Source organism: Pantoea piersonii (assembly GCF_003612015.1).
In the GTDB taxonomy this organism is placed as follows: domain Bacteria; phylum Pseudomonadota; class Gammaproteobacteria; order Enterobacterales; family Enterobacteriaceae; genus Pantoea; species Pantoea piersonii.
Window position 1 is genome coordinate 1 of sequence record NZ_RARB01000010.1, and the last position, 16,279, is coordinate 16,279.

A 16,279-nucleotide genomic window follows, 5' to 3' on the forward strand; every position below is an offset into this window, starting at 1 on the left:
TCGGAGTCAACCACTTTTTTCAGCGATTTTCTCCGGCGGCTCAGCTGCCTGAGCCTCCTGAACACTGCGCTTCGTAAGCCGTTGTGCCGTGTCAGTGGAGGCGCATTATAGGGAGTTCTTTCCGGCTGACAAGCGCTAATTTAAAAAAAATTATCGTTCGCATTAATTTTCGTCAAATCGCTGTTATTCACGCCGATTTGGTGGGTAACTGAGCAAATTCCTGCGCAAAACGCGCCACCTGATGCCAGTCGGTGTACTCCACCTCTTTCGTCTTGTCCGTTTCCCCGCCCGTCATGCGCATAATCAACTGAATCATCACCCGGTCAAACCAGCGATAGCGTGGATAGCGCAGCGCGCCAGCGAACACGGCGCAGCAATCAGGCTGCCAGGGCGACTGCTGTAAGAACTTACGCGTATAGGCATTGGTTTGCGGAGAACGTTTCTCCGGCTTACGCGCAGTCAGGTTCACGCAGAAGAAGCCGCTCGCACGCTGCTGCAGTTCACGCAGATGCGCCTTAACGAATTTCGCGACCGCCGGATGGAAATGGCCATAGCGGATCGAGGCGCCAATCAGCACGCGATCGTATTGCAGCCAGTCAACGGACCCGGCATGCAGAATATTGATAACGTCGCACGCCTGCTGCGCTTTTATCTCGCTGGCAATATAAGAGGCGATTTCGCGCGCTTGCCCGTCGCGGCTGGAAAAGAGAATCAAGGCTTTCATCGTTACATCCTGTTTTGCTTATTCACGCCAGAAGGTCGGCGTAAAGAGGACTAATAAGGTAAACACTTCAAGACGTCCAAACAGCATGGTCGAGATCAGGATCCATTTCGCCACGTCATTCATCGACGTAAAGTTGTCCGCAACTACGCCCAGTCCTGGCCCCAGGTTATTCAGGGTCGCCGCAACGGCTGCAAACGCAGAAAAGTCATCGACGCCGGTCGCGATAATCGCCAGCATGCTGATTAGAAACACCAGCGCATAGGCGGAGAAGAATCCCCATACCGCTTCCAGAATACGCTCCGGCAGCGCGCGGTTGCCGAGCTTGATGGTGTAGACCGCATTTGGATGCACCAGACGCTTCAGCTCGCGCGAACCCTGCTTGCACAGCAGCAGTATACGGATCACCTTCAGACCGCCGCCGGTAGAGCCCGCCATTCCGCCAATAAAAGCGGAGCAGAGCAACAGCACCGGTAAAAACAACGGCCAGCGTGCAATGCTGTCGGTAGTGAATCCTGCCGTGGTCGCCATCGATACCACCTGGAAAAAAGCCTGATTCAGGGTTTGCCAGCCGCTGGAGTAAACGTGGTGGAACCAGAGCACCAGCGTGCAGATAATGACCAGCGTAAGCTGCACGCCGATAAAGGTGCGAAACTCCGGATCGCGCCAGTAGACGCGTAGGCTGCGATTGCTGAGCAGCGAAAAGTGCAGGCCGTAATTACAGCCTGAAATCAGCAGAAAGATACCGATGATAGTGTTGATGGTGCCGCTATTGAAATAGCCGATACTGGCGTCATGCGTAGAAAAGCCGCCAATGGCGATGGTCGAGAAGCTGTGTCCTATCGCATCGAACAGCGGCATGCCCGCCAGCCAGAGCGCCACGGCGCAGGCTATTGTCAGCAATACGTAGATAAGCCACAGCGTTTTCGCGGTTTCGGCAATACGCGGTCGCATCTTATTGTCCTTCAGCGGCCCCGGCATTTCCGCGCGGTAAAGCTGCATGCCGCCTACGCCCAGAATAGGGAGAATCGCCACCGCCAGCACAATGATCCCCATCCCCCCCAGCCACTGCAGCATCTGCCGATAAAACAGAATGGCTTTAGGCATCGTATCGAGCCCCACAAGGGTGGTTGCGCCGGTCGTCGTCAGACCGGAAAAGGACTCAAAGAAAGCGTCAGTCACGGAGAGATGCGGCTGCTCGGCGAAGATAAAAGGCATCGCCCCCACGCTACCCAGCACCGTCCAGAAAAGCACGACGATTAAGAAGCCTTCGCGCGGCTTCAGCTCGGTACGCTGTTTGCGGTTCGGCCACCACAGCAGCGAGCCGATCGCCAGCGCCATCAAAAAAGTCTGGCTAAACGCGCGCCCGGCGCCATCGCGATAAATTAAAGCCACCAGCCCCGGCACGATCATGGTTACGGAAAAGAGAATGACCAGCAGACCGACAATGCGAGTAATGGCGCGAAAATGCATTCAGCCGTTCCTTAGAAATGAGTTGTCATGGTGTTAAAGGGTCGAGGCTCAGCGCGCCCCGGCTAAAGTCAGAAAGCGTCTGTTTGAAAGCGTCAATGTGCGCATAAGGTAGCGCCAGCGTCAGAGCGATACGGTCCAGGTAAACAACCTCATCGATGCGGCCGTCGAACCTGGCCAGCAGGCGTTCGATATCGCCTAACTGAGCATAATCGCACTTTAGCTCATAGCGTTTCACAGGCACTTTGCGCATGCGCGCCAGCTGCTTAAGCCCTTGCTGAACGCCGCCACCGTAGGCTTTTACCAGTCCGCCGGTGCCCAGCATAACGCCGCCATAGTAGCGCACCACCACGGCGGTGATCTCGCCGATATCCGCGCCCATCAGCTGCGCCAGCATCGGTTTGCCCGCCGTACCGGAGGGTTCGCCGTCATCTGAAAAGCCCAGCTGCTGCGAATCCTGCGGCGCGCCCGCAACCCAGGCCCAGCAGTGATGACGCGCGTCGGGATGTTCGCCTTTCACCTGCTGAACAAAGGCGCGCGCCGCCTCCACGCCGTCGGTATGGGCCAGCAGCGTGATAAAGCGGCTTTTCTTAATCGTCTCCTCGCTGATGCTGACAGCATCAGCGGGAATATCGTAAGCGTCCATCAGGCAAGATGCAGATCGCGCGTCATGTTCTCAATACGGTTCGCATGGATCACGACGTTATCTTCAATGCGAATGCCGCCGTAGGGCTTCAGCGCATCAATCGCCTGCCAGTTAAGGTATTGACTGAACGGACCTTCCCGCAGCGGCGCCAGCAGCGACTCGATAATATAGAAGCCCGGTTCGATGGTCAGCACCATGCCTGGCTCCAGCACGCGCGTGCAGCGCAGATAAGGATACTGTGCCGGGGCCGCCAGATGCGTGCCCGCCTCATCCTGCATAAAGCCTGCGACATCATGCACCTGCAAACCGAGCGGATGCCCCAGCCCGTGCGGCATAAAGGGTCCGGTGATGTTTTCCGCCACCAGTGCCTCTTCGCTTATCCCTTGCGCCAGCTCGAACTTCAGCAGCAGCTTAGCGATGCGCTGATGCATCTGCAGATGATAGTCGGTGTAGCGAACACCCGCTTTCAGCGTGCCAATCAGCGCCAGCTCCTCGCTGTTCATCGCCGCGACCAGGCTGGCGTAAAGCGAGTTCTTTTGCGCCGCATAGCTGCGCGTTAAATCGGCGGCATAGCCGAGATATTCGGCGCCCGCGTCAATCAGAAAGCTGTGGCGTTTCGACGGTGGCTGGTGATCGAGGCGAGTGTAATGCAGTACAGCGGCGTGCTCGTTAAGCGCAATAATATTGCCGTAGGGCACATCGATATCGCGATGGCCAGTCGCCGTCAGGTAAGCCTGATTGATATCGAACTCGCTCAGACCAGAGAAAAACGCCTCTTTTGCGGCGCGATGCCCGGCGACAGCCAGCTTTTGCGCCTCGCGCATACAGGCCAGCTCGTAATCGGTTTTGATGCTGCGATGGTAGTGCAGAAAATCGATCACCGCTTTCGGGTTAATGTTATCGGCGCTGATGCCCAGCTGCGCGGCGCGCTGCACGACTGGACCGATATAGGCGACCTTATCGCGCTGCGCGGGCAGCAGCTGAGCAATCTCATCGGCGCTTTTCAGACCCATTACCTCAACGGCCTCAGTCCAGAAGCTGTTCGGTAACGGCTCAACGTTATGCCAGTAATCGACCGGCGAGTAGAACCAGAGTTTGGGCTTATTGACCCCGTCGATCCAGAGCCAGCAGTTCGGCACCTGCGTGACCGGCACCCAGGCTTTGAACTGGGGATTCACCTTAAAGGGATAGTCATGATCGTCGAGAAAAACCGTCAGTAATTCGCCGGAGTGAATCAACATCGCATCCAGTTTATTACGTGCCAGCACCTGCTGCGCCCGCTGTTGCAGCGTAGCGATATGCGTCTGATACAGCGTTTTCATTGAATCCATTGCTCGCTCTCCCGTGTCGCGAAAATCGCCGCAGTGTAGCACAGCCGCAGCCTGAACGCCGCGTTGCAGACGCTGTGATCCTGTTAGCAAATAATCAAACTTTGGTTTGCAAAAAATTAACACGAATCCCACACTCCTGATCATCTGGTACGACCAGATCCCCTTTCGCGATCAGGAGACGCACATGCTCTACCAAGGCGATACCCTTTCACTGCGCTGGCTTGAAGACGGCGTCGCTGAGCTGCAGTTCAACGCCCCCGGCTCAGTCAATAAACTCGACACCAAAACCGTCGCCAGTTTTGGCGAAGCGATTAGCGTGCTGGAGCAACAGACCGCACTGCGCGGCGTGCTGCTGAGTTCGGCTAAACCCGCCTTTATCGTCGGGGCCGATATTACTGAATTTCTCTCGCTGTTCGACGCACCGACGGAAAAGCTCAGCCAGTGGCTGGCCTTCGCTAACAGCATTTTTAACCGGCTGGAAGATCTGCCGGTGCCGACTATCGCCGCTATAGATGGCTACGCGCTGGGCGGCGGGTGCGAATGCATCCTGGCGACCGATCTCCGCGTCGCCACTCCCGGCGCGCGTATCGGGCTGCCGGAAACCCGACTGGGCATCATGCCCGGCTTCGGCGGCAGCGTACGCCTGCCGCGCCTGCTGGGCGCAGATGCCGCGCTGGAGATCATCGCCGCCGGAAAAGAGGTCGACGGCGTTAGCGCGCTGAAGCTCGGGCTGGTCGATGCGGTGGTCAGCAGCGACAAACTGCACGACGCCGCGCTCGCCATGCTGAAAGATGCCATCGAACAGGGCGGCTGGCAGACGCGCCGCGCGCCAAAACTGGCGCCGCTGCGCCTGAGTCCCATCGAGGCGGCCATGAGCTTTACCGTTGCTAAAAGCGTCGTGCTGCAGACCGCAGGCAAACACTACCCTGCGCCGCTCGCCGCGGTAAAAACCATTGAGGCCGCCGCCGCGCTGGGACGGGACGATGCGCTGAAGCTGGAAACCGCCGCCTTCGTGCCGCTGGCACAGAGCGATGAGGCGCGCGCGCTGGTCGGCATTTTCCTTAACGATCAGTACGTCAAAGGGCTGGCGAAAAAATACGCCAGCGCCAGCAGCACGCCTGAGCAGGCGGCAGTACTGGGCGCGGGCATTATGGGCGGCGGCATCAGCTATCAGTCGGCGTGGAAAGGCGTACCGGTGAAGATGAAAGATATTCAACCGCAGGCGCTGGCGCTGGGCATGAGCGAAGCGAGCAAGCTGCTGAATAAACAGCTGGAGCGCGGCAAGATCGACGGCGCCAGGCTGGCCAGCACCATTGCGATGATTCAGCCCACGCTCGACTATGCCGGTTTTGAACACGCCGATATCGTGGTCGAAGCGGTAGTGGAAAATCCGCAGGTCAAAGCGAAAGTGCTGGCGGAAACCGAACAGCATCTGCGCGCGGATGCGGTACTCGCTTCTAATACCTCTACGATTCCCATCAGCCAGCTGGCGCAGGCGCTAACACGCCCTGAGAATTTCTGCGGCATGCACTTTTTTAACCCGGTGCCGCGCATGCCGCTGGTGGAGGTGGTGCGCGGCGAGAAGAGCAGTGACGCCACCATCGGCAAAGTGGTGGCCTGGGCGAGCAAAATGGGCAAAACGCCGATCGTCGTCAATGACTGCCCCGGCTTCTTCGTCAACCGCGTGCTCTTCCCCTATTTCGCCGCGTTCGGCCTGCTGCTGCGCGACGGCGCCGATTTCCGCCAGATCGACAAAGTGATGGAGAAGCAGTTCGGCTGGCCGATGGGCCCGGCCTGGCTGCTGGACGTGGTCGGCATCGATACCGCGCATCACGCGCAGCGCGTGATGGCGGAGGGTTTTCCGACGCGCATGCAGAAAGATTACCGCGACGCTATCGACGTGCTGTTCGAAGCCGAGCGCTATGGCCAGAAGAACGGCAAAGGCTTCTACCGCTGGGAGACGGATCGCAAAGGCAAAGCGAAAAAAACGACCGATGCAGAGGTGGACGCGCTGCTTAACCCGGTATGCGCCTCTACGCGCGTCTTCAGCGACGAAGAGATCCTCAACCGCATGATGATTCCGATGCTTAATGAAGTCGTACGCTGCCTGGAAGAGAACATTATCGCCTCTCCAGCCGAAGCCGATATGGCGCTGGTCTACGGGCTCGGCTTCCCGCCCTTCCGCGGCGGCGCGCTGCGCTATCTCGACACGCTCGGCAACAGCAACGTTGTAGATCAGGCGAGACGCTACAGCGATCTTGGCGCGCTTTATCAGCTGCCTGAACTGCTGCTACAGAAAGCGCATCGACGCGAAAACTGGTATCCGGCGGTTAAACCCATCGACGAAGCGGCGCTGCAAAGCGCCTGAGGAAAGAAAATGGAAAATGTGGTGATTATTGATGCGCTCCGCACGCCGATGGGCCGCTCCAAAGGCGGCGCCTTCCGCCAGGTAAGGGCGGAAGATCTCTCCGCGCACCTGATGCGCGAACTGTTAAACCGCTATCCGGCGCTCAATCCCGCGAGCCTGGATGATGTGGTGTGGGGCTGCGTGCAGCAGACGCTGGAGCAGGGTTTCAATATTGCGCGCAACGCCGCGCTGCTGGCGGAAATCCCCCATCGCGTTCCGGCGACCACCGTCAATCGCCTGTGCGGCTCATCAATGCAGGCGCTGCACGATGCGGCGCGGGCCATCATGGTAGGCGACGCGCACGCCTGTTTAGTCGGCGGCGTTGAACATATGGGACATGTGCCGATGAGCCACGGCGTCGATTTTCATCCCGGGCTGGGCCGTACGGTGGCTAAAGCGGCGGGCATGATGGGTCTGACCGCGGAAATGCTGGCGCATATGCATCATATCAGCCGCGAGCAGCAGGACGCCTTCGCGCTGCGCTCTCACCAGCGCGCCTGGGCTGCAACGCAGCGCGGCGACTTTCTGCGGGAGATTGTGCCAACCTACGGACACGACGCCGACGGCGTGCTGAAACGCTACGACTATGACGAAGTGATCCGCGAGGAGACCAGCCTCGAAGGGCTGGCGGCACTGAAGCCGGCGTTCGACCCGGTCAACGGCACGGTCACGGCGGGCAGCTCATCGGCGCTCTCCGACGGCGCGTCCGCGATGCTGGTGATGAGCGAGAGCCGCGCGCGCGAACTGGGCCTGACGCCGCGCGCGCGTATCAAAAGCATGGCAGTCATCGGCTGTGACCCGTCAATTATGGGTTACGGCCCGGTGCCCGCCAGCAAGCTGGCGCTGAAGCGCGCCGGACTGAGCGTGGAAGATATTGAGGTATTCGAGCTGAATGAAGCCTTCGCCGCGCAGACGCTGCCCTGCATTAAAGATCTCGGTTTGCTGGAAAAGCTGGACGACAAGGTGAACCTGAACGGCGGCGCGATTGCGCTCGGGCATCCGCTCGGCTGTTCCGGCACGCGCATCAGCACCACGCTGCTGAATATTATGGAACGACGCGATGCCCAGTTCGGCCTTGCCAGCATGTGCATCGGCTTAGGCCAGGGCATCGCAACCGTATTTGAACGTCTGTAATACGTTGATTATGTTGGTAGTTTGTTCCCGCCTGTCAGGGGCGGGTTTTTTCTGCCTGCGGCGCCTTAAATAAAGGCGAACGCGTCACCAAACATCTGCGTCTCTTTTGCGCCGCGCTCGGCGCAGAAGCGGTCGCGCGCGATCTTCGCCATCTCAAAGCGTCCGGCGATATAGATATCATGCTCCGCCAGCGTGGCGTAATCCTGCATAACAGCAGTCAGCACCGTACCAGAACGTCCCTGCCAGCCCTCTTCCGGCTGCTCGACTACCGGCACCACGCGTAAATTCGGGTGCTTCACCGCCAGCGCCTTGAGCTCATCCAGATCGTAAAGGTGCTGCAGTTCGCGGCCGCCCCAGTAAATGGCGATATCGCGATCCGGCTGCTGCGCCAGCGCGGTCAGCAGGATTGAGCGCGCATAGGAAAAACCGGTGCCGCCAGCGATCAGGACAATCGGGCGCGTGCTATCTTCCCGTAGCCAGGCGTCGCCGTGCGGAATATCCACGGTGATTCGACGATCGTCGCGAATGCGATCCATCACCGCCATGGCGTAGAGATTAAGATCGGAAGCACCGATATGCAGCTCGATAATATCCTTTTCCATCGGCGTCGAGGCGAGCGAGAACGGGCGCTTGTCGCGTTCGTCCATTACCACCATCAAATACTGCCCGGCGCGAAAGGTAAAATCCGCTTCGGGGATCAGGCGAACGCGATATACGGTATCGGTAATCGCTTCAACCGAGGTTACTTTACAGCTTAAGGTTGTCATGCGTTCCCTCTGTCGGGTCGTCATTAGGGTTGTGCTCGCCGTCAGCGCTGCGGCGGCGGGTTAAAGATGCCTAAGTCATCCCAGATCGCGTCGATGCGCGCCGTCACGGCGGGATCTTTCACGATCGGACGTCCCCACTCGCGCTGGGTCTCACCCGGCCATTTATTGGTCGCGTCCAGGCCCATCTTGGAACCCAGACCGGAAACCGGCGAGGCGAAATCCAGATAGTCGATAGGCGTGTTCTCTACCAGTACCGTATCGCGTGCCGGATCCATACGCGTGGTAATGGCCCAGATCACGTCGTTCCAGTCACGTGCGTTAACATCGTCGTCACACACAATAACAAATTTGGTGTACATGAACTGCCGCAGGAATGACCAGACGCCGAACATGACGCGTTTGGCATGACCTGCATACTGTTTCTTCATCGTCACTACGGCCAGGCGGTACGAACACCCCTCCGGCGGCAGATAGAAATCCACGATCTCCGGAAACTGCTTAATCAGGATCGGCACCAGCACTTCGTTCAGCGCGACGCCCAGCACCGCCGGTTCATCTGGCGGACGGCCGGTATAGGTGGAGTGATAGATGGCGTTCTGCCGCTGCGTGACATGCGTGACGGTGAAAACGGGAAAGTTATCAACTTCATTGTAGTAGCCCGTATGATCGCCATACGGCCCTTCCGGCGCCATATCGCCCGGCTCAATATAGCCTTCCAGCACGATCTCTGCGCTGGCAGGCACTTCCAGATCGTTGGAGAGACACTTCACCACTTCGGTTTTGTTGCCGCGCAGCAGGCCGGCGAAAGCATACTCCGACAGCGTGTCCGGCACTGGCGTCACCGCGCCGAGAATAGTGGCGGGATCGGCGCCGAGCGCCACCGACACCGGGAAGCGTTCGCCGGGATGCGTCTGGCACCACTCCTGAAAGTCGAGCGCGCCGCCGCGGTGGGAGAGCCAGCGCATAATCAGGCGGTTTTTGCCAATCACCTGCTGACGATAGATGCCCAGATTTTGCCGCTCCTTGTGCGGGCCACGCGTGACGGTCAGCCCCCAGGTAATCAGCGGCGCGGCGTCGTCCGGCCAGCACTTCATAACCGGAATGCGCGACAGATCGACCTCATCACCGCTGAACACCACTTCCTGACAGGGCGCGTTGCGCAGCCGTTTGGTCGGCATGTTCAGCACCTGTTTAAACTGCGGCATCTTGTCGAACAGATCGCGAAAGCCTTTCGGCGGCTCCGGCTCTTTCAGAAACGCCAGCAGCTTGCCGACTTCGCGCAGAGCGCTGACCTCTTCCTGGCCCATGCCCATCGCCACGCGTTTCGGCGTGCCAAACAGGTTGCACAGCACCGGCATGTCATAGCCTTTAGGATTTTCAAACAACAGCGCCGGTCCGCCAGCGCGCAGCGTGCGGTCGGCGATTTCCGTCATTTCCAGTTCAGGATCGATAGACTGGCTAATACGCTTCAACTCGCCGCGCTGTTCCAGCAGGGTGAGGAAGTCTCGTAAATCGTGATATTTCATGCGGCCTTCGCTTCCAGCCAAAGTGAATCGGCCATTATAGGGCCGATTCTTAAGCCGTGTTGGATTTTATGCGGCAACCTCAGTTGCAGCGAAAAGGAACCAGCGCCTGTAGCGCCGAGACGTCGCGATAAGCCTGGATCGGCTGTTCGTGGCGAAAAACTTTAAAGTCTTCGTCGCGCACGCTGAAGTAAGAGAGCTGGTTTTCATGCACATGCAGGAAGCTGCCTTCGCGCAGCGCAATGACCGACTCCTCAGGATTGACGGCGCAAAACTCCGCCAGGCGTTCGTCGCGCGTTTCGCCCATATGCCCGCTGGCATGCGCATCAAGATAGTGTGGGTTGATCTGGAGCGGAAACAGGCCCAGCGCAGGCAAGACCACACTACTGCGCACCGGCATATCATTAGTGGTGCGAATCGACGGCGTCGCCACGTTGCAACCGGCGCTCCAGCCGACGTAAGGCACCGCCCGTTCGCGTACAGCGCGCTGGATCGCTACGATCAGGCCGGTCTCGTGCAGCATCTGATTGAGCAGCCAGGTATTGCCGCCGCTGACCAGAATCAGTTCGGCCTGCTCGATGGCCGCCACCGGCGTAGCGAAATCCTGCACGCAGCGAACCGCCACGCCCAGCGACGCACTCAGCTCGGCGGCGCGCTGTTGATGGTCGCCGCGAATAATGGCGTACGGCACCAGCACCGCAGAACGGATGCCGCGCTGGGCGATCATCGCGTGCAGCTGCGGCTGCGCATAACCCAGCAAAGGCGCATCGTCAGCCAGCTTGCCGTTGCTCAATAAAAACAGTTCCATCAGCAGATCCTTTTCGCAAACGTGATAAGCACCGAGTCTGACCCAGCGCACCGCCGCTCGTCAATTATCCTTCTTGCGCCGGGCTGTTTGCGGAAACCTCAGCCAGTTTGCCCGCCCCGGCATCTTTCCGCGCTGCGATGCGCTATAACTCTGGCAGCAGGTTTGCTATTCTTAGCGTCCATTCAATGGGAGCATTTATGGAATCCTGGTACTTACTCTATTGCAAACGTGGACAGCTGTTGCGCGCGAAAGAGCATCTTGAGCGGCAAGAGGTGCATTGCCTCAGCCCAATGATCGCTCTGGAAAAAGTGGTGCGCGGCAAACGGACCACCGTGAGTGAGCCCCTGTTTCCTAACTACCTGTTTATCGAATTCGATCCGGAAGCGATTCATACCACCACCATCAGCAGCACGCGCGGCGTCAGCCACTTCGTGCGCTTCGGCACGCTGCCCGCGACGGTGCCTTCAGCGGTCATCGAAGCGCTGCAAACCGACGCGCCGCAAACGCTGATCGATCCGGAAACGCCGCAGGTCGGCGATGAGGTCATCATCACCGAAGGAACCTTTGAAGGCCTGCGCGCCATCTTCGCCGAACCAGACGGCGAAACCCGCTCTATGTTGCTGCTTAACCTGCTGAATAAACAGGTAATGCGTAGCGTAGATAACAAGCAGTTCCGCAAACTTTAAGCCAGGCGGAACAGCGCACGCGCGTTGCGATCGACCTGCGCCGCCAGCGCATCCTGCTCTTCCCCGCGCCACTTCGCCACCTGCTGCACGATATGCGGCAGAAAACAGGGCTCATTACGACGTGACGCGGGCCGTGGATGCATATCGCGCGGCAGCAGATAAGGCGCGTCCGTCTCCAGCAGCAGACGATCTGCTGGAATCAGCGGCAGCATGTCGCGCAGCGCCATGCCACGTCGTTCATCGCACACCCAGCCGGTAATGCCCACCGACAGCCCCATCGCCAGACAGGCCTCCAGCTCCTCACGCGTGCCGGTAAAGCAGTGCACCACCGCGCCCGGCAGCTTCGGCAGCCAGGGCGCCAGCACCGCCGCAAAACGATCGTGCGCCTCGCGGCAGTGGAGAAATACCGGCATATTCAGTTCGGCGGCCAGCGCCAGCTGCGCGTCAAAAGCGTACTCCTGCTGATCGTGCGCGGCGAGGTTGCGGTTGAAATCGAGCCCGCATTCGCCAATCGCCACCACCTGCGGCCGCTCTGCCAGACGACGCAGCGTATTGGCCGTCTCATTCGACCACTCACTGGCGTGATGCGGATGCACGCCCGCCGTAGACCAGCAAAAGTCGGGCTGGCGCTCCGCCAGCCGCTGCGCCTGCTGGCTCTCCAGCGCATTGGTCCCGGTTATTAATATGCCGGTGACGCCCGCTTCGCGCGCGCGCTTTACCACCTTGTCGCGGTCGGCGGCGAATTGCGTGCTGGTCAGGTTTACACCGATATCAAACATAATTTTTCCCATAGCTTATTAAACAAAAACCGCCCAGATGGGCGGTTCGGTAACAGGTTCTACCCGCCAGGCGCGGGAAACATAATCAGAGCGGATCAGGAATCGGTATGCTGTTCCTCTTCTTCCTGCGACCGCCGTCCCTTCCCGACGTAGTAACGGGAAAAGAATACGCCGACTTCAAACAGGCAGTACATCGGAATAGCGAGCAAAGTTTGCGAGAAAACGTCCGGCGGTGTGAGCAGCATCCCAACAACGAACGCGCCGACCAGGATGTAAGGACGTTTCTTTTTCAAATCTTCCGGCGTGGTAATGCCGGTCCAGCAGAGCAGCACAATCGCCACCGGCACTTCGAACGCCACGCCGAACGCCATAAACAGCGTCATCACGAAGTCGAGGTAGTTAGTGATATCGGTTGCGATAGTCACGCCCTGCGGCGCGGTTTTAGCAAAGAAGCCGAACGCCAGCGGGAAGACGATAAAGTAGGCAAAGGCCACGCCGACGTAAAACAGCAGGGTGCTGGAGAAGAGCAGCGGCATCACCAGCTTACGTTCGTGACGATAGAGCGCCGGGGCGACGAAAGCCCATACCTGATAGAGAATGACCGGCACCGCAAGAAAAACCGACACGATGATGGTGAGCTTAATCGGCGTAAAAAAGGGCGACGCGACATCGGTAGCGATCATGCTGGCGCCTGCCGGCATCTGGCTGATCAGCGGCGAGGCGACCAGATGATAGATGTCATTGGCGAAAGAGATCAGCGCCAGGAAAATCACAAACACCGCGATAATGCAGTACAGCAGGCGCTTACGCAGCTCAATCAGATGGCTGATAAGCGGTTGGGTATCTTCAACGGCCATGGTTATCGTTCATCATTTGCAGAAGAGGTTGTTGCCGGACTGCGCGACGCGGCCGGTTGCGGGTTAACAACCGGCGCTTGCAGGTTCGCATCGGTTTTAGCGGGGTCAGCGACATCTGGCGTCTGCGCCGGGGCGCTGGCCTGCGTGTGGGCCGTCGCGGGCGTCACGGATTCAGCCGCGCGCTGCTGCTGCGGCGCATGAATGGTATTGGCTTCGTCCTCGGCTTTCTCGATGTCGATGCTCTGCTGAACCGAACGCTTCATTGAATCGGCGGTTTTACGCAGCTCTTCCATTGACTCTTTCAGCTCCGGCGACATGGTGCCGCGGCTCGCCTCTTCCACTTTTTTCAGGCTGTCCTGCAGCTCCTGCAGTTTCAGCTCTTGCGCCAGCTCATGCTGCACGTTGGCGGCCAGCGAGCGCATCGCCCGAATCCAGCCGACTACGGTTTTTACCGCAACCGGTAATCGTTGCGGGCCGAGAACAATCAGCCCGATCACGAACACTAATACCAGTTCACTAAAACCAATGTCGAACACGGTTTATACCTGCTTGTCGTTTTTGGCTTCTTCTTTGTTAGCCGGAGTTTGCTGTTTGTCCGCCAGCGTTTTAGCGCTGAAGTCAGCGTCCTGCGGCGGGTTTGGTTCGTTCTTTTTCTCTTCTTCATCGCTCATGGCTTTTTTAAAGCCCTTGATAGAAGAACCAAGATCGGAACCCAGGTTTTTTAACTTATTGGTTCCAAACAAAAGAACAACGATGACGGCAATGATTAACAATTGCCAGATACTGATACCGCCCATGAGATATAGCCTCTGATGTTGCGAGATATTGAGAAGAATAATGTCAGCCAAAAGCCCTGATGACGCCGGGCTTAAGGCTGCGACATTACCGCGATTCAGGCGTGGCTGACAATTAGTTTGTCTTACGCCAGCCGATGAGCCAGGTGACGAAACCCGCCGCCATTAACAGGGCCGGGAAGAAATCCCAGTCCGGACGACTCAGCAATACGGCAGTACCGCTTAACAGCAGGGTCGCGCCGACGCCGAACAGATAGCGCGCTTTATGATGGCGCGTCCGCTGGGCGTGCATATCGTGGGTCAGCTTATCGACGCTGTGCTGCAAAAGTTTATGGTGCCGCATGCTTTCATAGAAAAGCTCCGGCAGCTCCGGCAGCTTCTCCGCCCAGAATGGCGCTTTCTCTTTTACGGCGCGCAGAATCGCAGGCAGACCAATCTGATCTTTAATCCAGTCCTCAAGGAATGGCTTTGCGGTTTTCCACAAATCGAGCTGCGGGTAGAGCTGACGACCGATGCCTTCAATATAGAGCAGCGTTTTTTGCAGCAGCACCAGCTGCGGCTGGACTTCCATATTGAAACGGCGCGCGGTGCTGAACAGGTTCAGCAGCACATGGCCGAAAGAGATCTCCGCCAGCGGCTTTTCAAAGATAGGTTCGCAGACGGTACGAATTGCGAACTCAAAATCTTCCACGTTGGTGTCGGGCGGCACCCAGCCTGAATCAACGTGCAGCTCTGCCACTTTGCGGTAGTCGCGGTTAAAGAAGGCGATAAAGTTTTCCGCCAGGTAGCGCTTATCCTCTTTATTCAGCGAACCGACAATGCCGCAGTCGATGCCGATATATTGTGGATCTTCCGGATGGTCATAGCTGACGAAAATATTGCCGGGGTGCATATCGGCGTGGAAGAAGCTGTCCCGAAAAACCTGGGTAAAGAAGACCTGCACGCCGCGCTCGGCCAGCAGCTTCATATTGACGCCGTGCTGCTCCAGCGTCGCCACGTCGGAGATGGGGATGCCGTAGATGCGTTCCATCACCAGCATCGTCTCGCTGCAGTAGTCCGAGTAGACCTCCGGCACGTAAAGCATGCGGCTGTCTTCGAAATTACGGCGCAGCTGAATGGCGTTGGCCGCTTCACGCAGCAGGTTCAGCTCGTCGATTAACGTCTTCTCATAGTCGCGCACCACTTCCATCGGACGCAGACGACGCCCGTCTGGCAGCAGACGCGGCACCCAGCGCGCCAGGCGGTAGATCAGCTTCATATCCGCCTTGATCACCGGCAGGATGTCCGGGCGAATCACCTTGATCACCACTTTTTTGCCGGTGGCTTTCAGGGTAGCGGTATGCACCTGGGCGATCGACGCTGACGCCAGCGGTTTGATATCGAAATCGTCAAACCAGGTTTCAACCGGACCGCCGATCGACTTTTCAATTTGCTCTTTGGCTTTCACGCCGTCAAAAGGCGCGACGCGATCCTGCAGGATGGCGAGCTGATCGGCAATAACGGGCGGAAAAAGGTCGCGACGCGTTGAGAGCATCTGACCGAATTTAATCCAGACCGGTCCCAGCTGTTCCATTGCCAGTCGCATACGGACGCCAATCTCTTCATCTTTATGACGATTGGGGATCCAGAAAATAGTGCGACGCCAGAGGCGCAGCGGGATGGTAAGGCGCATGCGGGGGATCAGTTCATCAAGACCGTAGGTCAAAAAGATCCTGATGATGAAATACAAACGGCGAATCTCTCCAAATGTCATTTCGCCTCCAGCTGCGCTAAACGCGCATTCAGCGCATCAAGCGAACGTTCCATCGCGTCTACCTCCTCAGAAAACCACGCCAGTTCCAGCGCGCCCGGCGCGACGCGCCACTCTTCGGTTAATGCCTGCCCCAGATAATCCTGACGACGTGAGACCTCGCCACGTAGCCGCCGCACAACGCGCTGCGCCGCCTGGCTGACGCCCTGCGCGGCGATATCGCCGATCCAGGGCGCGAGATATTCGGCAGGATCCAGCTCCGCCAGATCGATCAGCGCGGAAAAGCGCTGCACAACCTGCAGATCGCCTTCGACCTGCAGCTCGCCGCTGCGGATCAGGCTGGTCAGCTGCTGGCGGTCGCGCAGCTTCGGCAGGGTCTTCAGCTGCGTAATCACGGTGCAGTCGCTGCTGTCCTGCCAGTCGCTCAACACATCGAGCTGCTGTTCGCTAAAGACCAGCACCAGCGGATGGGAAAGCTCCTCAAGACGTAGCGTCAACACCTGTCCCACCAGTCGCTGGCGAGCGGCTTTCAGGCTGCGATCGCGATAGAGCATGCGGTTTAGCGCGGTCTCAAGACCGGCGGTAATCAAGGGCGTCAAGCGCATC

At 58.4% G+C, this 16,279-nt stretch carries 16 protein-coding genes; 3 read left to right on the top strand and 13 right to left on the bottom strand.

Features of this window, described 5'->3' with window-relative positions; all coding sequences use genetic code 11:
- Positions 1-187: 187 nt before the first annotated feature.
- From hemG to pepQ, 4 genes are read right to left on the bottom strand one after another with little or no spacing between them, the layout of a single operon-like run.
- The gene (gene hemG / locus D7S44_RS19925) at positions 188-724 is read right to left on the bottom strand and encodes a menaquinone-dependent protoporphyrinogen IX dehydrogenase (RefSeq protein ID WP_120457858.1); all 537 of its coding nucleotides are present in this window, start codon (positions 722-724) and stop codon (positions 188-190) included.
- An 18-nt stretch (positions 725-742) separates the two neighbouring features.
- Entirely contained in the window at positions 743-2,194 is a 1,452-nt protein-coding gene (trkH, locus tag D7S44_RS19930; protein WP_120457859.1) for a Trk system potassium transporter TrkH, read from the bottom strand.
- 25 nt (positions 2,195-2,219) lie between these two features.
- The gene (locus D7S44_RS19935; protein ID WP_120457861.1) at positions 2,220-2,837 is read right to left on the bottom strand and encodes an IMPACT family protein; all 618 of its coding nucleotides are present in this window, start codon (positions 2,835-2,837) and stop codon (positions 2,220-2,222) included.
- Positions 2,837-4,168: a Xaa-Pro dipeptidase gene (pepQ, locus tag D7S44_RS19940; protein WP_120457863.1), complete on the bottom strand. Its 1,332-nt coding sequence runs from the start codon at positions 4,166-4,168 to the stop codon at positions 2,837-2,839. Before pepQ ends, D7S44_RS19935 begins: the two co-directional genes overlap by 1 nt.
- A gap of 184 nt (positions 4,169-4,352) precedes the next feature.
- Between pepQ and fadB the strand changes: the two genes are divergently transcribed.
- Positions 4,353-6,536: a fatty acid oxidation complex subunit alpha FadB gene (gene fadB, locus D7S44_RS19945; protein WP_120457866.1), complete on the top strand. Its 2,184-nt coding sequence runs from the start codon at positions 4,353-4,355 to the stop codon at positions 6,534-6,536.
- A gap of 9 nt (positions 6,537-6,545) precedes the next feature.
- On the top strand, positions 6,546-7,709 hold the full coding sequence (fadA, locus tag D7S44_RS19950) for an acetyl-CoA C-acyltransferase FadA (protein ID WP_120457867.1): 1,164 nt from the start codon (positions 6,546-6,548) through the stop codon (positions 7,707-7,709).
- Between the two features lie 65 nt (positions 7,710-7,774).
- On the opposite strand, the gene fre is transcribed toward fadA, so the two are convergent.
- From fre to pepE, 3 genes are all read right to left on the bottom strand, one after another.
- Positions 7,775-8,476 carry an NAD(P)H-flavin reductase gene (gene fre / locus D7S44_RS19955; protein ID WP_120457870.1) on the bottom strand — a complete coding sequence of 234 codons (702 nt, stop codon included), beginning with the start codon at positions 8,474-8,476 and terminating at the stop codon, positions 7,775-7,777.
- A gap of 41 nt (positions 8,477-8,517) precedes the next feature.
- Complete coding sequence (ubiD, locus tag D7S44_RS19960; protein ID WP_120457872.1) at positions 8,518-10,002, bottom strand: 4-hydroxy-3-polyprenylbenzoate decarboxylase; 1,485 nt, start codon at positions 10,000-10,002, stop codon at positions 8,518-8,520.
- A gap of 79 nt (positions 10,003-10,081) precedes the next feature.
- Positions 10,082-10,807, bottom strand: coding sequence for a dipeptidase PepE (gene pepE, locus D7S44_RS19965; protein ID WP_120457874.1), 726 nt, complete (start codon positions 10,805-10,807; stop codon positions 10,082-10,084).
- A gap of 197 nt (positions 10,808-11,004) precedes the next feature.
- On the opposite strand from pepE, the gene rfaH reads away from it, so the two are divergent.
- Positions 11,005-11,493, top strand: coding sequence for a transcription/translation regulatory transformer protein RfaH (gene rfaH / locus D7S44_RS19970; protein ID WP_081137977.1), 489 nt, complete (start codon positions 11,005-11,007; stop codon positions 11,491-11,493).
- Here rfaH and tatD read toward each other — a convergent pair.
- The 6 genes from tatD to ubiJ form a co-directional block, all read right to left on the bottom strand.
- On the bottom strand, positions 11,490-12,272 hold the full coding sequence (tatD, locus tag D7S44_RS19975) for a 3'-5' ssDNA/RNA exonuclease TatD (protein WP_120457876.1): 783 nt from the start codon (positions 12,270-12,272) through the stop codon (positions 11,490-11,492). The genes rfaH and tatD overlap by 4 nt on opposite strands.
- Positions 12,273-12,367: 95 nt before the next feature.
- A complete protein-coding gene (tatC, locus tag D7S44_RS19980) occupies positions 12,368-13,129 on the bottom strand; it encodes a Sec-independent protein translocase subunit TatC (RefSeq protein ID WP_120457877.1) in 762 nt (253 codons plus the stop codon).
- Positions 13,130-13,131: 2 nt separating this feature from the next.
- A complete protein-coding gene (tatB, locus tag D7S44_RS19985; RefSeq protein ID WP_120457879.1) occupies positions 13,132-13,665 on the bottom strand; it encodes a Sec-independent protein translocase protein TatB in 534 nt (177 codons plus the stop codon).
- Between the two features lie 3 nt (positions 13,666-13,668).
- Entirely contained in the window at positions 13,669-13,926 is a 258-nt protein-coding gene (gene tatA, locus D7S44_RS19990) for a Sec-independent protein translocase subunit TatA (RefSeq protein ID WP_120457881.1), read from the bottom strand.
- A 112-nt stretch (positions 13,927-14,038) separates the two neighbouring features.
- Positions 14,039-15,676: a ubiquinone biosynthesis regulatory protein kinase UbiB gene (ubiB, locus tag D7S44_RS19995; RefSeq protein ID WP_120457882.1), complete on the bottom strand. Its 1,638-nt coding sequence runs from the start codon at positions 15,674-15,676 to the stop codon at positions 14,039-14,041.
- A complete protein-coding gene (ubiJ, locus tag D7S44_RS20000) occupies positions 15,673-16,278 on the bottom strand; it encodes a ubiquinone biosynthesis protein UbiJ (RefSeq protein ID WP_120457884.1) in 606 nt (201 codons plus the stop codon). Before ubiJ ends, ubiB begins: the two co-directional genes overlap by 4 nt.
- Position 16,279: the final 1 nt, after the last annotated feature.